The 20073-nt window shown below is 36.7% G+C and carries 16 protein-coding genes; 14 read left to right on the top strand and 2 right to left on the bottom strand.

The annotated features are described in order from the left end of the window. Positions 1-232: 232 nt before the first annotated feature. The 8 genes from nirB to B6A32_RS04405 all read left to right on the top strand — a co-directional run bounded on the left by nirB (position 233) and on the right by B6A32_RS04405 (position 10212). A complete protein-coding gene (gene nirB / locus B6A32_RS04440) occupies positions 233-2776 on the top strand; it encodes a nitrite reductase large subunit NirB (RefSeq protein ID WP_085301487.1) in 2544 nt (847 codons plus the stop codon). Between the two features lie 28 nt (positions 2777-2804). Beyond that, a complete protein-coding gene (gene nirD / locus B6A32_RS04435; RefSeq protein WP_085301486.1) occupies positions 2805-3140 on the top strand; it encodes a nitrite reductase small subunit NirD in 336 nt (111 codons plus the stop codon). A gap of 375 nt (positions 3141-3515) precedes the next feature. Next, on the top strand, positions 3516-4157 hold the full coding sequence (locus tag B6A32_RS04430) for an ANTAR domain-containing response regulator (RefSeq protein ID WP_233131317.1): 642 nt from the start codon (positions 3516-3518) through the stop codon (positions 4155-4157). Between the two features lie 11 nt (positions 4158-4168). Further along, on the top strand, positions 4169-5248 hold the full coding sequence (locus tag B6A32_RS04425; protein WP_085301484.1) for a CmpA/NrtA family ABC transporter substrate-binding protein: 1080 nt from the start codon (positions 4169-4171) through the stop codon (positions 5246-5248). A 365-nt stretch (positions 5249-5613) separates the two neighbouring features. Further along, positions 5614-7011 (top strand): CmpA/NrtA family ABC transporter substrate-binding protein, encoded by a 1398-nt coding sequence (locus B6A32_RS04420; RefSeq protein WP_085301483.1) that lies wholly within the window; start codon positions 5614-5616, stop codon positions 7009-7011. 126 nt (positions 7012-7137) lie between these two features. Continuing rightward, complete coding sequence (locus B6A32_RS04415) at positions 7138-8085, top strand: ABC transporter permease (protein WP_101685907.1); 948 nt, start codon at positions 7138-7140, stop codon at positions 8083-8085. A 7-nt stretch (positions 8086-8092) separates the two neighbouring features. After that, entirely contained in the window at positions 8093-8962 is an 870-nt protein-coding gene (locus B6A32_RS04410) for an ABC transporter ATP-binding protein (RefSeq protein ID WP_233131316.1), read from the top strand. Positions 8963-9021: 59 nt separating this feature from the next. Further along, complete coding sequence (locus B6A32_RS04405) at positions 9022-10212, top strand: alginate export family protein (protein WP_085301480.1); 1191 nt, start codon at positions 9022-9024, stop codon at positions 10210-10212. A gap of 428 nt (positions 10213-10640) precedes the next feature. On the opposite strand, the gene B6A32_RS19245 is transcribed toward B6A32_RS04405, so the two are convergent. Beyond that, the gene (locus B6A32_RS19245) at positions 10641-10784 is read right to left on the bottom strand and encodes a hypothetical protein (RefSeq protein WP_158088447.1); all 144 of its coding nucleotides are present in this window, start codon (positions 10782-10784) and stop codon (positions 10641-10643) included. A 242-nt stretch (positions 10785-11026) separates the two neighbouring features. Here B6A32_RS19245 and B6A32_RS04400 point away from each other — a divergent pair, with 242 nt between their 5' ends. From B6A32_RS04400 to B6A32_RS04380, 5 genes are all read left to right on the top strand, one after another. Beyond that, positions 11027-12442: a coniferyl aldehyde dehydrogenase gene (locus B6A32_RS04400; protein WP_085301479.1), complete on the top strand. Its 1416-nt coding sequence runs from the start codon at positions 11027-11029 to the stop codon at positions 12440-12442. Positions 12443-12510: 68 nt separating this feature from the next. Continuing rightward, positions 12511-14139 (top strand): AMP-binding protein, encoded by a 1629-nt coding sequence (locus B6A32_RS04395; RefSeq protein WP_085301478.1) that lies wholly within the window; start codon positions 12511-12513, stop codon positions 14137-14139. Between the two features lie 1329 nt (positions 14140-15468). Then, positions 15469-16341, top strand: a complete 873-nt coding sequence (locus B6A32_RS04390; protein WP_101685906.1) for a LysR family transcriptional regulator — start codon at positions 15469-15471, stop codon at positions 16339-16341. A gap of 523 nt (positions 16342-16864) precedes the next feature. After that, on the top strand, positions 16865-17215 hold the full coding sequence (locus tag B6A32_RS04385) for a hypothetical protein (protein WP_198946864.1): 351 nt from the start codon (positions 16865-16867) through the stop codon (positions 17213-17215). Positions 17216-17600: 385 nt separating this feature from the next. Further along, a complete protein-coding gene (locus tag B6A32_RS04380; protein WP_085301476.1) occupies positions 17601-18101 on the top strand; it encodes a hypothetical protein in 501 nt (166 codons plus the stop codon). 70 nt (positions 18102-18171) lie between these two features. Here B6A32_RS04380 and B6A32_RS04375 read toward each other — a convergent pair whose 3' ends face one another. Beyond that, positions 18172-19071, bottom strand: a complete 900-nt coding sequence (locus B6A32_RS04375) for a histone deacetylase family protein (RefSeq protein ID WP_085301475.1) — start codon at positions 19069-19071, stop codon at positions 18172-18174. A 394-nt stretch (positions 19072-19465) separates the two neighbouring features. Here B6A32_RS04375 and B6A32_RS04370 point away from each other — a divergent pair, with 394 nt between their 5' ends. Then, positions 19466-19981, top strand: coding sequence for a tetratricopeptide repeat protein (locus tag B6A32_RS04370; protein ID WP_085301474.1), 516 nt, complete (start codon positions 19466-19468; stop codon positions 19979-19981). Positions 19982-20073 lie beyond the last annotated feature (92 nt).

Here is a 20073-nt window from a genome sequence, read left to right as displayed (position 1 = left end):
TTCTGCCCACCACTTATCAATATTAGTTTAAACTTTTTTGCGCACACCCTTGGTGCGTAAACATCTTCAATACAGTGCAAACCTCTACTTTTAATAAGCTACAAAAAACTTAGCCAATTGAATTAATTGAAAAAAGTTAACTGGTTCGTTTATTGCAAATATCTAAATAATATCTAGTAAAAATCTAGCTACTTAAATATAGCGCTAATTAAAAGCAATAGGACTGTAAAATATGAACACAGCACCTCGAAAAATCGTCGTCGTTGGTAATGGCATGGTTGGTCATCACTTTGTTGATGAAATGGCAAAGCATGAAGGCTATGAAATTACCGTACTATCAGCAGAAGATCGCTTAGCTTACGACCGTGTTCACTTATCAGAATATTTTTCTGGCAAAACGGCTGAAGATTTAGCTATGACTTCGCCAGCCTATTACAACGAAATTGGCGTGAATTTTTTCACCAACGCGAAAGTCACTCATATTGATAAAGCAGCAAAAGAGGTAACCACTGAGTCGGGTGAAACCTACGCTTACGATAAGCTTGTTATGGCGACAGGTTCGTACCCATTTGTTCCGCCTATTCCGGGTAAAGAGCGTGAGCATTGTTTGGTTTATCGCACTATTCAAGACTTAGACGACATTCAAGCATCAGCTAAAGCGGGCAAAGTTGGCGTTGTGGTTGGTGGTGGTTTGTTAGGTTTAGAAGCTGCAAATGCACTTAAAGAACTGGGCTTACAAACACACGTAGTTGAATTTGCACCACAATTAATGGGCGTGCAATTAGACACCGACGGCGGCGCATTGTTACGCTCGATGATCGAAGGCATTGGCGTACAAGTGCACACCCAAAAAGCAACCAATGAAATTGTTGATGGCGAAGAATGTGTTCATCGCATGAACTTTGCTGATGGCTCGCATTTAGAAACTGATGTTATTTTATTTTCTGCGGGTATTCGCCCATACGACAACCTTGCACGCGAATTTGATTTAACCGTTGGCGAACGCGGCGGTATTGTAGTTGATAACAACTGTAAAACTTCTGACGACAGTATTTATGCCATTGGTGAATGTGCACTTTGGAATAACTTTATTTTCGGTTTGGTTGCCCCAGGTTACACCATGGCAAAAGTTGCGGCCGATAACATTATTGGTGGTGAACAACAGTTTACCGGTGCCGATATGAGCACCAAGTTAAAATTAATGGGCATGGATGTTGGCTCAATTGGCGATGCACATGCCAGAACCGAAGGCTGTAAAAGCTATGTGTATTCAAATCAGCCAGATCAAATTTATAAGAAAATTGTCGTTAGCCCAAATGGTAAAGAATTAATCGGTGCAGTTTTAGTTGGCGATACCAGCGAGTATGACTCATTACTGCAATATGCTTTAAATGGCATTGAATTACCCGAAAACCCTGACGGGTTAATTTTACCAAGTTCAGGTGAAAAGCCAACATTAGGTGTTGACGCCTTACCCGATACCGCAACTATATGTTCATGTTTAAACGTTACCAAAGGCGACATTGTTGCTGCCATTGATTGTGGTGCTGTTGATGTTGGCCAAGTTAAATCGTCAACACAAGCTGGTACGGGTTGTGGTGGTTGTGCGGCTTTATTGAAAAAAGTTACCGATCACGAATTAGAAAAACGCGGCGTTGAAATCAGTACAGATATTTGTGAACATTTTGCTTATAGCCGCGTTGAGTTATTTCATATCGTACAAGCCGAACAAATAAAAAGTTTTGACCTGTTACTAGAAAAACACGGCTCAGGTTTAGGCTGTGAAATTTGTAAACCCGCTGCCGCTTCTATTCTTGCTTCGGTATGGAACGACTATATTTTAAAACCAGACCATGTGTCGCTTCAAGATACTAACGACATCTTCTTAGGTAACATGCAAAAAGATGGTACTTACTCTGTTGTACCACGTATGCCTGGTGGTGAAGTAACACCTGACAAGCTGATTGTTATTGGTGAAGTAGCGAAAGAATACAACCTTTACACTAAGGTAACTGGCGGCCAACGCATTGATTTATTTGGTGCCCGTGTCGACCAATTACCCGCTATTTGGAAACGCTTAATTGATGCAGGTATGGAAACTGGCCATGCTTATGGTAAATCGTTACGTACGGTTAAATCTTGTGTCGGTAGCACTTGGTGTAGATACGGCCAACAAGACAGTATGGCAATGGCGATTCTTTTAGAAGATCGTTACAAAGGCTTACGCTCGCCACACAAAATTAAATTTGCGGTTTCAGGATGTACACGCGAATGTGCTGAAGCCCAGAGTAAAGATATCGGCGTAATAGCCACCGAAAATGGCTGGAACTTATACGTGAGTGGTAATGGGGGTATGAAACCACGCCATGGCGATTTATTTGCCACCGATTTAGACGATGAAACACTGATAAAATATATTGATCGCTACTTAATGTTCTACGTAAGAACCGCGGATAGATTAACCCGTACTTCAGTTTGGTTAGAAAACTTGGAAGGCGGTTTAGCTTACATGGAAAAAATCGTTAAAGATGATCATTTAGGTATTAATGCTGAACTAGAAAAACAAATGCAAAATGTTGTCGACACTTATCAATGTGAGTGGAAAACCACCATTGAAAGCGAAGAGCAATTAAAGCGTTTCCGCCAATTTGTTAACTCAGATGCCATCGATAGCAACATTGAATTCGTTACCGAGCGCGAACAAATTCGTCCCGCTAAGGATGAAGAGAAAAAATACGGTGTAAAAATTCAAGCAGTTGACTTAACGCCTGCATAAACGTTTACGAACAAGAAAGGACAAAACCATGACAACAGAACATAGCTGGCAACCTATCTGCTCAACAAGCGATTTAATAAAAAATTCAGGTGTTTGTGCGTTATTAGCAAACCAAGAGCAAGTCGCTTTATTTCAAGTTGGCAATGACAAAATATACGCCGTTTCTAACTTTGACCCTTTCGGTAAAGCGAACGTTTTATACCGCGGTTTAATTGGCGAAACCAAAGGCGATGTTTACGTAGCTTCGCCGTTATTAAAACAACGTTTTATGTTAAGTTCTGGCGTTTGTTTAGATGATGATGCTTATACAATTAAAACCTATGAAACACGTATTACTGATGGCGAACTAGAAATATTAGGCTAATTGGTTACCGCTATTATTTACCTTAATTGTTGCTGAAAAAAAATCCCAAGTTAGGAGGCTAAATTGGGATTTTTTATAGATAACAAATATATAAACAGCTAATCAATAACCAAAATAAAAAGTTATTTGATAAGTTAAACATTATGTTGTCCATAATTAAAAAGTGTTCAATTAAATAAATATTTAAAAAACCTTAAAGTCACTCAAGTGATAAAGACATTATTTTAGGGCAGCATTGCATCATAAACTAACAAAAACCGCTTAAAAACCAGAGCAAAACAAAAGAAAACAAAGCAAATCATTGAAATGAAAGAACTTTATATAGTGGCATGAATGCTGCTCTATATTTCGGTTTACGTGGGTATTTATTTTAATGTGAATGAGTTGAAAAAAAGCACTTTATCATTAACTAAGCATGATCACATTTTGCACAATACTGTAAAGTTAAAAATATTACTTGCAGAGAATAATCATGCAAAAGCTAAAGCATTAATCAGTATCCTCACCAATACCGAATATGACATCCACCATATTGCACATTCTGGTGTTCCCCTATTAAAAGATGTTGAGCAATTAAACCCAGATATCATCATTATTGATATAGAGTCTCCCGACAGAGACATGCTTGAAAATCTCAATAAAATATCTCAATTTGCGCCTAAACCTATCATTGTTTTTTCAGAGCAACAGCACCCAAACCCTACGATTAATCAGTTAGTTAAATCTGGAGTAAGTGCCTATGTAGTTGGCGAAGTTAGCCAACAAAGAGTGAAATCAGTTGTTGAAGTAGCCATTGCCAGGTTTGGTGTTTTTCAAGGCCTTAAACAAGAGCTTGCAGATACAAAACAAAAATTATCCAGTCAAAAAAATATCGATAAAGCGAAACGCTGGTTAATGGAAACTAAACAACTTTCCGAAGTAGATGCCTATAACTTTATCCGAAAAATAGCGATGGATAACAGTCAAAAAATGGATGATGTTGCCAAGAATATCCTATCAGTTGCCAGTATATTTTAGAGAAAAAAAAGATGTTTAATGTTGAAAAGAAAAATATAACGCTTGGCTTTATGCCATTAACCGATAGTGCACCGGTAATTATTGCCCATGAAATGGGCATGTTTAAAAAGTGGGGGCTTAACGTAAGCTTAAACAAGCAAAACTCTTGGGCAACATTACGAGATAAATTACATTTAGGGGTTATCGATGCTGCACAAATGTTAGCTCCAATGCCTATAGCCAGTCAATTGGGTTTATATGGTCAAAAATCTCAGGTAATTACCCCAATAATATTGAGCCGAAACGGCAATGGCATCACCTTATCCACGAAGCTTTATAAAAAAATATTAACACAACAAAACACCACGAAAATAGACATGCCTTTTTCGGCAAATATTCTGCTTAATGAAATAGAAAAGCGCAAAAAAGAAGGTAATAAATTAACCTTTGCTGTCGTTTTTCCTTATAGCTGCCATTATTATCAACTTATTGAATGGCTTAACAGAAGTAATATTGCACTGTCAGATATAAATTTATTAATAGTCCCCCCTTCTGACATGATGCCATCAATGCAGTCTGGCGACCTTGATGGTTTTTGTGTTGGTGGCCCATGGAATGCGAAAGCCGTTCGCGAAGGTGTAGGTATAACAGGTGTAACGTCATCAGATTTATACCAAAACTCTCCAGAAAAAGTTTTAGGCTTAATGTCTAATTGGCAACAGCAACACCCTCAAACAACGTTAGCTTTGGTTTCGGCTTTATATGAAGCATGCCAATGGCTTGAAAATATACCCAACCGGTTTGAAGCAGCAAGATTATTAAGCCGTTCATGTTACCTAGACACAAATATTGATGTTATAGCACCTTCGTTACTCGGTAGTTGTTTAACCTTTAACAATACAACACCGCGAAAGATACCCACTTATAATCAATTCTCTACCTTAGGCGATGCAGAATTTAACAACCCTGGGCAATATAGTGGGGAAAATATTGCCAACTTAATGAAAGAGTCTGGCCATATTAGTAGCCAACAACGTGCTGAATTAAATATTGCCGCTATCTTTAGAAAAGATATATATGAGCGCGCGATTAACTCGCCCAAATGCAATTGAATATAATCCATTTTGAAGTCTGCCACTTTGAAGTCTGCATAGTAAAAAAGTCACCAAACTTGTGCACTCGTTTCACATTAATGAGTCAATTTTAGATTATAAATTAAAATCACCAACCAACAAAAACCTAAGCTATTGATTTTCAATAATATTAATTTGTGGCACTATATATGCTTTATAAAAATGGAGTTTTTACGTTAAAGCAATCAACAGCGGTTGTATTAACAAACAAGTAAAAACCTATAAAACTAATTTCGTTAAAACTAATTGCACTGCAACGGCGTAGTCATTATTAGTTTGGCATTGTAGCCCACAGCACTCGGATTGTACCGAAGTGCTGTGGGCTTTTTTATTTGGAGAAAAGTATGTTGAAAGTACGTATAAAAAATGAATATAAAAAGTTATGCCATGCTGTAATTGCAGGTATTTGTATCTCAGGTGCATTATTAACGTCATCTATACAAGCTGCAGAGTTAGGCGAGCCAGAAAAAGAAGAACTAAAATTTGGTTTTATTAAGCTAACAGATATGGCCCCCATAGCCATCGCTTATGAAAACGGCTACTTTGAAGATGAAGGTTTATACGTAACTATTGAAGCACAAGCTAACTGGAAGGTATTGTTAAATGGTGTTATCGACGGCACCTTAGACGGTGCGCACATGCTGGCGGGTCAACCTATCGCGGCAACCATGGGTTATGGTACTAAAGCCAATATTATTACGCCTTTCTCAATGGATTTAAACGGTAACGCGATTACTGTATCAAATGATATTTGGGCAAAAATGAAGCCAAACATTCCTAAAATGGCTGATGGTAGACCTGTTCACCCAATTAAAGCTGATTCATTAGTGCCGGTTATTGAAGCACTTAAAGATGATGGTAAACCATTCAAAATGGGGATGGTATTTCCGGTTTCTACCCATAACTATGAATTACGTTATTGGTTAGCTGCTGGTGGCATCCACCCTGGTTACTACGCACCTCATAAAGGTGACACATCAGGCCAAATTGATGCACAAGCATTGCTTTCTGTAACACCGCCACCGCAAATGCCATCAACCATGGAAGCCGGTACTATTCATGGTTACTGTGTGGGTGAACCTTGGAACCAACAAGCTGTTTTCAAAAATATCGGCGTACCTGTTGTTACAGATTATGAGATCTGGAAAGACAACCCAGAAAAAGTATTTGGTATTACTGAAAAATTCGCTGAAAAATACCCCAATACCACTATTCGCTTAACCCGTGCACTTATACGAGCGGCTAAATGGTTAGATGATAACAGCAATGCTAACCGCCCTGCTGCCGTAAAAATATTATCTCAATCTAACTATGTTGGTGCAGATTATGATGTTATTGCTAACTCAATGACAGGTACTTTCGAATATGAAAAAGGCGACAAACGTGCCGTGCCTGACTTTAACGTGTTCTTTCGTTACAACGCAACTTACCCATACTATTCAGATGCCATTTGGTACTTAACGCAAATGCGTCGTTGGGGACAAATTAGCGATGATAAAAGTGACCAATGGTACAAAGACCTTGCTGCAAAAGTTTACCGTCCCGACATTTATGAAAAAGCGGCTAAATCTTTAATTGCTGAGAAAATAATTCCTGCCAATGAGTTTCCTAACTTCGCTACCGAAACAGGTTTTAAGCCACCTCAACAACACTTTATTGATGACATTGTATATGACGGTAACAAGCCAAATGCTTACTTAGAAAAATTTAAAATTGGTCTTAAGCAAGGTGACAAGCTTTAAGTCATTTGTGTGCTAACCCTGATTAAACTCATGGTTAGCATCAACACTTAACGTAGGTATTTAGAGGAATTAAACATGAGTTTAACAACCGCAACCATCAATCGTTTAACGGTCAATGAGAAAATAATGAAAACCTTAAAAGGCGTACTTAACACAGTATCAAACGCACTACTTTTACCCGCTGTCGGTATTGCTATATTTTTAGCATTATGGTCTATAACAGCGCAAAGTATCCATACATCTTTAGGGGAATTCCCAGGCCCAAATGCCGTTGTTAAACAATTTTCTACACTGTACGACGAACATATTGCTGAAAGAAAAAAAGCTGAAGCTTTCTATGAAAGACAAGAAAAACGCAACGCGAAAAAACTTGAAAAAAACCCAGATGCTGTTGTAAAAATCAGAGCATACACAGGTAAAGAAACATTTGTTGACCAAATATTTACCAGTTTAGTTACCGTAACCAGTGGTTTTTTAGTTGCTGCAATTATTGCCATACCGCTAGGTATATGGATGGGACTCAGTGCCAAATTAAACTCTGCCATGAACCCTATAGTACAAATATTTAAACCGGTTTCACCACTAGCCTGGTTACCGCTGGTCACTATGGTTGTCAGTGCGCTTTATGTCTCAGACGACCCTTTAGTATCTAAATCATTTCTAACCTCATTAATCACCGTTAGCTTATGTAGTTTATGGCCCATGGTAATTAATACCTCGATCGGTGTTTCTTCAATCGACAGTGATCTACTTAATGTCAGTAAGGTTTTACGTCTACCGACATTAACGCACATTAAAAAAATAGTATTACCTGCTTCAGTGCCCATGATTTTTACCGGCATGAGATTGTCTTTTGGTGTGGCTTGGATGGTATTAATTGCGGCAGAAATGCTCGCACAAAATCCTGGTTTGGGTAAATTTGTTTGGGATGAATTCCAAAATGGCAGCTCAAATTCACTAGCACGCATTATGGCCGCAGTAATCGTTATTGGCTTTATCGGCTTCTTGTTAGACCGAATTATGCTGATGCTACAACGCAAAGTATCTTGGGATAAATCAAGCGCAACGGTTTAAGGAAATTATGATGACTACAACACACAATTCAGAAGAACATTTTTTAAATATTAGCCGTATTGATATGGAATTTCCGACACCAAGCGGTAGTTTTACTGCCTTAAAAGATGTTGATATTCAAATTAAACAAGGCGAGTTTATTTCACTAATTGGCCATTCAGGCTGCGGTAAATCTACCGTTTTAAATATTGTTGCTGGTATTCACCAAGCCACTAAAGGCGGAGTATTACTGAAAAATAAAGAAGTGAATGAACCGGGCCCTGAACGTGCCGTCGTGTTTCAAAACCATTCATTATTGCCATGGTTAACATCTTATCAAAACGTTGAGCTAGCCGTTGACCAAGTTTTTCGTAAAACCATGACAAAGGCTGAGAAGAAAGATTGGATTGAACACAATTTAAAATTAGTGCACATGGATCACGCCATGCATAAACGTCCAGATGAAATATCAGGAGGCATGAAACAACGTGTTGGTATTGCGAGAGCATTAGCAATGCAACCTGAAGTATTACTGATGGATGAACCCTTTGGTGCTCTTGATGCGCTTACCCGTGCACACATGCAAGATTCGTTAATGGAAATTCAAAAGGAATTAAACAATACCGTAATTATGATCACCCATGACGTAGATGAAGCCGTTTTATTATCTGACCGCATTGTGATGATGACCAACGGACCAGAGGCAACCATAGGTGAAATTTTAGAGGTTAATTTACCGCACCCAAGAAACCGTTTAGCACTAGCCGAAAACCCTGAATATAACCGACTTCGCTCCGCCGTTTTAAAATTCTTATATGAAAAACAACGCAAAGTTGAAGTAATACCGACAACTACAACAGCCGAAGAAGACCAAGAAAAAACACCCAATGTTGCGTAGACAACAGCAAAATAAAAAATAATAAACCAATTTAAAAATAAAATATTAAGGGATAAACCATGCAATCAGCAGATAAACTTTCAAAAATTAGCCTATTAATTTTATTGGCAAGCACCAGCATTTCGGCTAACGCAAATAGCGAGACTGAAACCGAAGCCAACACTAGCCTAGATTTAAACTTACGCTATGAAGCCGTTGATCAAGACAATGCATTAAAAGACGCTTCCGCATTAACATTAAGAACGCGTTTAACCCACACCACTGCTAGCTACAATGGCTTTACCGGTGTTGTAGAGTTTGAAGATTCACGCCAAGTTTTTGGTGTAGACAACTATAACGATGCCACTGGCAATAATACCCAATACTCAGTCGTTGCCGATCCAGAAACCACTGAATTAGATCAAGCCTATATTCAGTATAAACAAGGTAAAGTAACCGCTAAAGTGGGTCGCCAAGTAATCACCCTAGACAATCACCGTTATGTCGGTCATGTAGGATGGCGTCAAGATAGACAAACTTTTGATGCAGCAACCATAGTTTATAAGGCATCAAAGCATTTAAAAGCTAGCTACAGTTACCTCACTAAACGTAATCGTATTTTTGGCGAAGTTAAAGATATAGATTCAAAAGATCATTTACTAAACCTTTCTTATAAAACAGATCTCGGACAATTAACGGCATACAGCTACTTATTGGAAGTTGATAATGGCACCTCAAACAGCTTAGACACTTTTGGTGCTAACTTTAAAGGCAAAAAAGATAAATTCTCATACTACGCTGAAATTGCTACGCAAAATGCTGACAGTAGCACAACAGACTATTCTGCAACCTATATGGCGCTTGAAGGCGGCTACAGCTTTGATGCAGTAACCGTTAAATTAGGTGCTGAAATACTGGGCAGTGATGATGCAATGTTCGGTTTTTCAACACCTCTAGCGACTTTGCATAAATTCAATGGTTGGTCAGATCAATTTTTAGGCACACCAAAAGAGGGTTTAGTCGATTTATATGCCTCAATTTCAGGCAAAGCATTTGGTGGCGGCTGGACAATTGCCGTACATGATTTTTCTGCTGACGAGGCAACAGAAAATGTTGATGATTTAGGCACCGAAATTAATGCGGTTTACGCGAAGAAGTTTGCGAAAAAATATAGTGCAGGTATAAAGTACGCCGCATATTCTGCAGGAGACTCAACCGCAGGTAAAGTTGATACAGATAAAGTTTGGCTTTGGGTAGGTGCTAAGTTTTAATCAAAGAGTAAAGCATTAATCTAGCCTCAGTTTACTGTGTTATATAAAAAGGGGTTTTGAGGCGCTAAAAAAAGCATATTGCTTAATTAATTATCTGGAATTTAGTAACCGATAAATAATAACCCGCAGTTTACCAATATATGCTGTTTTGATATTTTTTTTAGCAATGCTAATCTAGCGCCATTTAAACGTTAGATTAGCATAACTAACTTAGCTTATTGATTTAACGCCTAATATTACAAAAATTTAGTTTGTATACGAAGCGCATTTCTTATACCTCAACCCCCTTAATTGAATGCCAAAATATATCTGATCATTTCAAATTATTTTTAAACGCTTTAATATAAAAACAGCAAAACATCTCTCAATATGCATAAAGTTATAACAGCTAAATATTATATTTGAGCTATATCGGCAATCTTTCCTCGCTAAGTACAGTAACTAATACCAATACAGAAACAGCCAATAAAATCGCCGTTAAAAGTACCTGCCTCTAAAATACTTTCGCTGAGATATATTCCATTGTTATTAATTACTTGAAAACTTTTAGAAATAACCGCATTGTTATTCATATCAACACCACATGTATTTGAAATATGACTATAAAAGTTTGTATAGATTTTAAGTGCGAGGTAAATATCTCCAATACTGCGCTAACAGCGCTTAAGCATGAATGACATTATTTGAATTTATAGTTCAGTTAAGAAGATATTTAGGCGGGAAAATTCGTAATACCTAACAAAATGTTAGGCTCGATAACACTTATAGCTAATACATAACTAGTCAAAACAAGTGCTAAACAGGATAAAAAGTAATGACCGAAATAATAACAAAAACAGCGTTTACAGATACTTTTTTACAACAAAAAGAATACTTTGCCAGTAATACTTACCCAAGCTACCAAACTCGCATTAGCGACTTAAAAAAATTAAAAGCACTACTGATAAATAACCAAGAGGCTTTTATTGAAGCCATGAGCCAAGACTTTGGTCATCGCAGCGCCACAGACTCAAGAATAGGCGATATTCTTACCACGGTAATGGGTATTAACTATGCGATTAAAAAACTCAAAAAATGGATGAAGCCCGAGAAAAAACATATCGGTATTTTATTTCAGCCCGCTAAAGGTGAAGTAGTTTATCAACCTAAAGGCGTTATCGGCATTATTGCGCCGTGGAACTATCCTATTTTTCTTACCTTAGGGCCATTAACCACAGCACTTGCCGCAGGTAATACGGCAATGATAAAAATGAGTGAATATACCCCAAAAACCAATACGTTATTAGCCACCTTATTGGCTGAGGTTTTTCCCCAACATAAGGTCGCTATTGTGTGTGGCGAAGCTGATATGGCGGCGACTTTTTCAAGTACCTGTTTTGATCACATTTTTTTCACCGGTTCTACGGGCGTAGGCAAATTAGTGATGAAAGCCGCGGCTGAAAACTTAGTACCGGTTACTTTAGAATTAGGCGGTAAATCACCAACAATTATTGATAACGACATTGATATAAAAACCGCTGTTAACCGTTTAATATTAGGAAAAGTATTAAACGCAGGACAAACCTGTGTGGCACCTGATTATATTTTCTGCCCAGAAAACAAGGTCGATGAACTAAGCGAAGCTTTTAAAACCGCTTACCAAAGCATGTACCCAAACATTGCCGAAAACGACGATTACAGCTGCATAATCAATGACGGTCAAAAGTCACGTTTAGATAGCTTATTAGCTGACGCTAAAGCACAAGGGGCAAAGGTTATGCCTTTAGCTACAAACACAAATGACAAAATGCCCCGAAAAATGCCTTTAACGCTAATGACTGATGTTAATGACGATATGACCGTAATGCAGCAAGAAATATTTGGTCCGCTATTACCGATCATAAGCTATAAAGACCTTGACGAAGTGATTAGTTATATCAATAGCAAACCACGTCCACTGGCTTTATATATTTGTAGTTTTAATAAGTCTGTTCAACAAAAAATATTATTGAATACCCATGCTGGTGGGGTTTGTATTAACGAAGCAGCGTTTCATGTTGCCGTAGACGACTTACCTTTTGGTGGCATAGGTGCATCAGGCATGGGGCAGTATCATGGTGATGAAGGTTTTAAAACGTTCTCACATGGCAAGTCGGTATTTTCACGCGGAAAGATAAGCTTAGGGTCATTATTATTCCCACCATTTGGTAATAAAATTCACCAGCTTTTATTTAAACTATTTATTCGTTAATTAACTTACTTTGCTTGTTTAACTTTAGTTTTCAAGCCTAAATGCAACCCGTTGCGAAAGGAAATAACATGACTAAACCTTGGATGGAAAATTATCCAGAAAACGTAGCGCATGAAATCGATTTATCGCGTTACGATTCTTTATTAGACTTATTTCATAAAACAACCACTAAGTATGATCAGCAAACCGCCTACAGTAACTTTGGCACTGAGCTTACCTTCAAGCAAGTTGACGAACTTTCACGTAATTTTGCCGCCTACTTGCAAAATAAATTAGCTATTGCCAAAGGTGAACGTGTCGCTCTAATGTGTCCGAACACACTATGTTTCCCCATTGCTATGTGGGGCATAATACGCATTGGTGCGGTGCAAGTTAACGTAAACCCTTTATACACGGCTAGAGAGTTAACACATCAACTTAACGATGCCCAAGTTGATACGATAATTATATTTTCTCAATCAAGCAAAATGTTAGCTGACATACTTGATCAAACCCAAGTGAACAACGTTATAACGATAAATTTAGATGATTTAGTTGATAAATGTTTACCTTGTGCTCCGCTCGACGAACGCTTAACCAATACCATTAAATTCACTGACGCCTTAACACAAGGTGAACAACTTGAATTGACAGCGCCAGCAATAACACATAGTGACTTACTATTCCTTCAGTACACTGGAGGAACCACAGGGCTTTCTAAAGGCGCTATGCTTAGTCATGGCAATTTAATTGCCAACATTTTGCAATATCAAGAGTTTACTAAAAAACATATCGACCATGGTAATGACATTGTTATTACCGCGATCCCGATGTATCACATCTTCGCGTTGATGGCGAACACACTCGCTTACTTCTGTTTTGGGGCTAAAAATGTACTCGTTACTAACCCTCGCGATATGGAAAGTTTTGTTGAAATTTGGAAAAACACCCGAGCGACAACCTTTACAGGCGTAAATACTTTATTTAACGGTTTGCTACATACCCCAGGGTTTGATCAAGTCGATTTTTCAGCCTTAAAAGTGTGCGTAGGTGGCGGTGCTGCAGTTCAACAAGCCGTAGCAGATAAGTGGCAAGAAGTTACTGGCGCTAGACTATATGAAGGCTATGGCTTATCTGAAACCTCACCAGTGCTCACCTTAAACTTTGGCAATAGTGATCAAAGTCAATATATTTCAGGTATTGGTGTGCCGATGCCCAATACTGACATTTCGATTCGAGATGACAACGGTAATATCGTCGCCGATGGCGAGTCAGGTGAATTATGCGCTAAAGGTCCACAGGTAATGCAAGGTTATTGGAATAACCCCACTGCAACTGCCGAATGTATGACAGCCGATGGTTACTTTAAAACCGGCGATGTTGCCATGCTTGATGATGACGGTTTCTTTCACATTGTTGATCGTAAAAAAGACATGATTAATGTTTCTGGTTTTAATGTTTACCCAAATGAAATTGAAGCTGAGGTTGCCAAAATGCCCGGCGTGTTAGAGTCTGCTTGTATTGGCGTACCTGATGAAAGAACAGGTGAAGCCGTTAAGCTTTTTGTCGTAAAAGCGGAAAAAAAAATAACTGAAGAGGATATTATTGCGCATTGTCGTCAAAGTCTTACCGCTTATAAAATACCAAAGCATGTAATATTTATTGACGAAATACCAAAGTCTACCGTCGGTAAATTATTACGAAGAGAGTTAAGGTAAAGCGTTTTAAAACAAAGATTAAAGATGAAAATTAAAGGGAGTTTTTATTTTTAATTAGATGAATTTTTTTCACCTGTCAAATGAATTTATCTCGTTTGCCGCTTGAAATAAATCACTCTAAGATGAACTTGTTTTTGGATCTTCCCCGATTCGACACAACGTTTTTACATAGTTAATTTGTTTCATTTCAAGGACACCGTTTGGTGTCCTTTTTTTATGCTTTTTTTTAACGTTCCCACACAAAAAAATAACCAATTAAATTCAATAGATAAATCACCAAAAAACTTATCTGTTTAATTTTCCCTAAATAAACAAAGCAAAAAGTAACGTAAAAACAATATCGTATGATTTATCGACAAATTAATTTAATTCATCTATAAGATGAAATTATCTCGTTTGCCGAGCCGGGAAAGTGCCCTTAAGATGAACTTGTTTTTGAGTCTCCCCCGATTCTACAAAACGCACTTTACATAGTTAATTTTGTTTCATTTTAAGGACATCGTTTGATGTCCTTTTTTTTTATGTATTTTTTATATGTTTACCAAAAAAAATCACCATTTAAATTCAATAAGTAAATCACAAAAAAGAAACTTATCCGCTTTCCGCTCATATAGAAAAAAGCAAAAATTAACGTAAAAACAATATCGTATGATTTATCGACAAATTAATTTAATTCATCTATGAGATGAAATTATCTCGTTTGCCGAGCAGGGAAAGTGCCCTTAAGATGAACTTGTTTTTGAGTCTCCCCCGATTCTACAAAACGCACTTTACATAGTTAATTTTGTTTCATTTTAAGGACATCGTTTGATGTCCTTTTTTTTTATGTATTTTTTATATGTTTACCAAAAAAAATCACCATTTAAATTCAATAAGTAAATCACAAAAAAGAAACTTATTCGCTTTCCGTTCATATAGAAAAAAGCAAAAAGTAACGTAAAAACAATATCGTATGATTTATCGACAAATTAATTTAATTCACCTATGAGATGAAATTATCTCGTTTGCCGAGAACGAGAAGTGCCCTTAAGATGAACTTGTTTTTGAGTCTCCCCCGATTCTACAAAACGCAATTTACATAGTTAATTTTGTTTCATTTTAAGGACATCGTTTGATGTCCTTTTTTTTATTCTTTTTGTAAGTTAAATTAAAGTATTTAATTCAATCGCTATTACACCTTCATTTTGGTGCAAGCACACTATTATGGTGCACCCTAAAGCTTCAAAAAGGCACAACAATAAAATAAAACCCTTAAAAACAGCAAGTTAAAAGTCGGCTTGAGTTTTGCAATTGTATTCATGTCTTCATTAAAAAATATTAACTATGTCTATCCAAACTCCTATACGTGGCCTTCGCTCTTTTTGCGTAGCATCAAAATGCTTAAGCTTTAAACATGCCGCATCACAATTATTTTTAACGCCTTCAGCTGTTAGTCATCAAATAAAACAACTCGAAACACAGTTAGGTATCGTGTTATTCAATCGAGGTACACGCACCATTGAGCTTACCAGTGCAGGAAAGCAATTTTACCAATCTATTCAACCCATTATTACCCAGTTAGAATCGACTATAACTGAGTTCACCCAAAAGCAACAAAACCAAACTATTGTGATTAGTTTGCCGGAATTTTTTGCTAGTGAATTATTTATTCCTCGGTTATCACAATGGTCTGAAGAAAACCCCACCATTAACTTACAGCTAGAAACGGTAAAATCAGGCAGCGAGCCTTCACAGTCGGCAGACTTATCTATCGTACTTGCTAATGGCAAACCTAACGCGAAAATAGTGGAAGAGCTATTCCCTATTCGATATGCCCCTGCTTGTAATAAAAAACTGTATAAAAAATTAAAGAACTCTGGTTTTGACGCCTTAAAAACTACACCATTAATTTTACATAGATCTCGCCCATGGTCTTGGCATCAGTGGGCTGATAAAAATAATATTGATGATTTTGATCCTAAGCAGATCATTCAGTTTGATAGCATGTTTGGTGTTGCAAGAGCTGCACAACAAGGCATGGGTATAGCACTCGTTCCTTTACCAATGAGTAAAGCCTGGTTCAGTGAAGAGCTATTAGTAAAATTGTTTGACGAAGAATTAAATACCAATGACAAGTATTACCTTATTCAACATGAAAATATGGACAACCATGCTGAACTCACCTTATTCGCCAAGTGGGTAAAAGAAAGCTTTTCGATTTAATTTTTACGCCTATTCTCAATTCAGTAACTAACTACTGAACGCCATAAATAAAGAGAGACGGGTCAGCGATCGGGTAATTTAACGCATTAGTTACTGTTTGAGACTCGTCTAAAAGTTTAATAATCTGTTTTGCTATCTAAGCGATTCTTCATCATTAAATGAATAATGCTAGCTTTATGCGTAATGTAAAATTTGCTTGAAATTTTTATCCTATATTTTCTCATGAATTTTGCGTGTCATATTACTGAGCAGTCTTAATAAAACGAATCGACCAGTAAAACACTTACTTTAAATGATTGAAATTTAAGTAATTAGCATGACATTTCTATTAGGATAGAAATGTAGCTACTCAGTAATATCCAAATTCTAATAAAAGTAAGTTTTTTTAGTTTATAAAGCGCTGAAGTTATGGAATATTATGTAAATTAAACAAATTTTATGGGACTTACGTTATTAAAAACGTGCCATAATATGCTGTTATATAAATAAGTCTGGCAGCACTATCTCTTAGGGCGCAATGTGAATGAATAAATCAGAAGCATTATCAAAAATAAAGTCTTCGCTAAAAGGAGATGCTCAAGTCATCACGCCTAAGGGCGAGACGTACGAAGATTATGTCGAAAGACTATCAATAAAATTATTGGAAAATGTTATAGATCCCCTAGAAGCAAAAGTAGTATCTACGTGCGCAAAGAATGGCGATTTTGAAAAGTATAAAAATTGTAAGGTTTGGGCAATTGCTAAAAATAAAAATAGCTGGCTTCTAACTTTAGATAACAAAAATGAGTTTGCTTTAGGCTTTGGTGATGATCCTAATCAAATTATGATGCATGGCTTTTCTTCTTCAGATGTACTAGGAGAGTGGTATACATAACACACATGATATACACTTAAAACAAAACAAAAACAGTTAGTTAAACGACCGTCAGGTTAATAAGGGGGGCACATTGAAGTGTCCTCATTGCTCCGAACAGTATAAATTTTTTATAAATTTTAAAGTGGCTGCCATTTTATTTATAGCTGATTTTGTATTATCGTTATTTATTTTAAAGCTATTCATCATCTCACTTGGCCTCATTGGGTGTATCTCTACAGGTATTATGGGTGGGTTACTTATTTTATTATCTAGGCGTTTTAAGAAGTTAGATTAACCTAATAAAATCAACAAGGACTAACAGTTTTCTCGGTTCTGCTTCGCTTCATATTTTAGCAAACCATTAATCAGCCCCTTAACTTGTATAGCCTTCCAGGAGAATGTGGTGAAATTCATATTATTTATTCTTATTTTTACCTCTGTTATAGCTCATGCTGATATGCCATTGCCTGAACCTTCAAGTTATCGGACTTGCGATACTTTTATAAATTTTTGTGCATATAGTGAAGTTGATAAAAAGACTACTATTTATGCTGTTAACGGTAAGTTTAATATTAAGGAGCTATACCAAATACCTGGATGGCATCGCTCTATATTTATATCTCAGACAGGGAGATATGTCGCTATCGGATACTCCGGATTAAACTTAGTAAATAAAGATGTAACCTCTCAAGAAGTAATGCTTACAATTTATAAAAATGGAAAACTAGTCAAAGAGTACACATTGGGTCAGTTACTTCATACAATGGATTCTTTAAAGCCAACAAGTTCACATTATCATTGGGGTAGTGTTATAGACATTGATGATTATGGTGTGGAACTCGAAACTGTCGAAGGTTTAGTTGGAATTGAACATAGCACTGGTAAAATCTATTTACCATATTAAGTAGGGTCAAAAATTAAATTAGGTCAGCTACACATTATTTCTTATCGAGCTACTCAGAATAGTTGGAACCCTATTTAATAACACCTGCAGCGATAAAAAGTTGAAGGTGCACATTAACTAATGCGTCAATATCTCTTTGATAACCACCACCAATAACTGCAGCGATTGGTATACCCTTACGCTCACAGTAATCAAATACTAGTTTGTCACGTGTTAAAACACCTTGGGTAGAAATATCAAGATGACCAAGATCATCATTACAGTGAATGTCTACCCCTGCATCGTAAATTACTGCATCAGGCTTAAAGCTAGTAAAGGCTTCGTTCAAAGCATTTTCTACTGTTTCCAAATAAAGCGCATCTGTTGTGCCTTTTGGCAAGGCAAAATCTAAATTTGAAACTTGTTTACGGTGTGGGAAGTTTTTTTCACCATGAATTGAAACTGTAAACACATTCTGGTTATTTGATGCTAACTTTGCTGTTCCGTCACCCTGATGTACGTCAGCATCAAATATAAGTACTTTGTTGATATTATCATTTTGTAACATGGATAATGCGGCTAGATATAAATCGTTAATCATGCAAAACCCAGAGCCAAAGTTAGCAAAAGCATGATGATAACCTCCGGTTAAATTTAGAGATTTCCCATGTTGCAAGGCTAACTGTGCCGTCATTATTGTTCCTCCAACAGCAGTCAGCGTTCGTTCAATCAATTGTTGAGACCAAGGAAAACCTATTCTTCGCATCGCTTTAGGATCTAATTGATTATTTATCAACTGATGGATATAGGTAGGATCATAAACAGTTTTTACATTATCAGTATTAACCGGTGTTGGTTTTTTAAACCAATCTTTAGGAACCCCATTAGCAGCAAGTGCATTTCGTATTCCAACATATTTTTCTATTGGGAACCTATGTCTAAAAGGTAATTCAAGTTGGCTATAAATAGGGTGAAATACTAAAGGTGTCATAATTTAACTTATAGAGTATTTAAAAAGCGTTAATGATAATAACTAAAATGTTGCCTATTTTCGATATCTAAAGCTACGCAAGAACTGTTTAAAAAAACGTAGCCATTTGCTTCGACACTTTTTTGTGAATTCTATTTATTGGTTATTAGATCACTGAAAAATCATTATGTCAGCGAGATAACTATTCATAGCCTATGGTTTTACCATGAATCATATCAATAAATTGTTGTTTATTTCATCAAAACAAAGCATTCAACCTGTTCTCTTAAGCTATTGAAGTACAGATGAATTATATTCACTTGATGGGTGTAATCTAATCGTTTGTCAGTAAGGGGGCTGGACTCTATATTGATGCTGTATCGATTTGATACGCAACTAATATAGAGAAATGAAAATGAAAAAATCAATGTTAACAAGCACACTATTAGCCACTTTGTTATTAAGTACAAGTTACTCAACTTTGGCCAGCAACTCGATATTTCAAGTAGCTGTTGTTAAAGGCGCTGTAGGTACTACTGACTTAACAGAAGGCAAAGTAGAGTCAGGTATAAAGAAATTAACCTCAAGTGAAAAAACTCAAGACTTTTATGCTAATAAAATGAATTTATGTGTGGCTTACTTGCAATCTGATCTTAGTCATAGCAACAAGTCTGAATCAGCCTGTACCGACGCTATTAATACCTTAGAGTCAGTAAAACGCCAAAGTAACAAGGTGAAATTTTTAACTGCATTAAATTACAGTAACCGTGGTGTTGCTCGATATAGACAAAACCAATTAGATGCTGCATTAAGCGACTTTGAACTTGCTGTAAAAATTGATGACAATGAAATTACAGTTAAAAACTTACAAAAGATCAAGCAACTTTTACCACTTGAACAAGTTGAGACAATTGCAGAGTTAGCTGATTAATACGTCTATATTAACTATCAATTTAACTATCAATTTAATTATCTTTTTAACTAAACGGAGTTTTACATGATTAGTAACATAGCAAGCACCAT

It is taken from the genome of Colwellia polaris, assembly GCF_002104515.1.
In the GTDB taxonomy this organism is placed as follows: domain Bacteria; phylum Pseudomonadota; class Gammaproteobacteria; order Enterobacterales; family Alteromonadaceae; genus Cognaticolwellia; species Cognaticolwellia polaris.
The sequence above is the reverse complement of the archived record's forward strand: the minus strand, read 5'-3'. Positions and strand labels throughout refer to the sequence as shown.

Bases quoted from the DNA above. Each gene is read 5' to 3' on its own strand.
- nirB (WP_085301487.1), top strand. From the start codon at position 233: ATGAACACAGCACCTCGAAAAATCGTCGTCGTTGGTAATGGCATGGTT.
- nirD (WP_085301486.1), top strand. From the start codon at position 2,805: ATGACAACAGAACATAGCTGGCAACCTATCTGCTCAACAAGCGATTTA.
- B6A32_RS04425 (WP_085301484.1), top strand. From the start codon at position 4,169: ATGTTTAATGTTGAAAAGAAAAATATAACGCTTGGCTTTATGCCATTA.
- B6A32_RS04420 (WP_085301483.1), top strand. From the start codon at position 5,614: ATGTTGAAAGTACGTATAAAAAATGAATATAAAAAGTTATGCCATGCT.
- B6A32_RS04415 (WP_101685907.1), top strand. From the start codon at position 7,138: ATGAAAACCTTAAAAGGCGTACTTAACACAGTATCAAACGCACTACTT.
- B6A32_RS04410 (WP_233131316.1), top strand. From the start codon at position 8,093: ATGATGACTACAACACACAATTCAGAAGAACATTTTTTAAATATTAGC.
- B6A32_RS04405 (WP_085301480.1), top strand. From the start codon at position 9,022: ATGCAATCAGCAGATAAACTTTCAAAAATTAGCCTATTAATTTTATTG.
- B6A32_RS19245 (WP_158088447.1), bottom strand. From the start codon at position 10,784: ATGAATAACAATGCGGTTATTTCTAAAAGTTTTCAAGTAATTAATAAC.
- B6A32_RS04400 (WP_085301479.1), top strand. From the start codon at position 11,027: ATGACCGAAATAATAACAAAAACAGCGTTTACAGATACTTTTTTACAA.
- B6A32_RS04395 (WP_085301478.1), top strand. From the start codon at position 12,511: ATGACTAAACCTTGGATGGAAAATTATCCAGAAAACGTAGCGCATGAA.
- B6A32_RS04385 (WP_198946864.1), top strand. From the start codon at position 16,865: ATGAATAAATCAGAAGCATTATCAAAAATAAAGTCTTCGCTAAAAGGA.
- B6A32_RS04375 (WP_085301475.1), bottom strand. From the start codon at position 19,071: ATGACACCTTTAGTATTTCACCCTATTTATAGCCAACTTGAATTACCT.
- B6A32_RS04370 (WP_085301474.1), top strand. From the start codon at position 19,466: ATGAAAAAATCAATGTTAACAAGCACACTATTAGCCACTTTGTTATTA.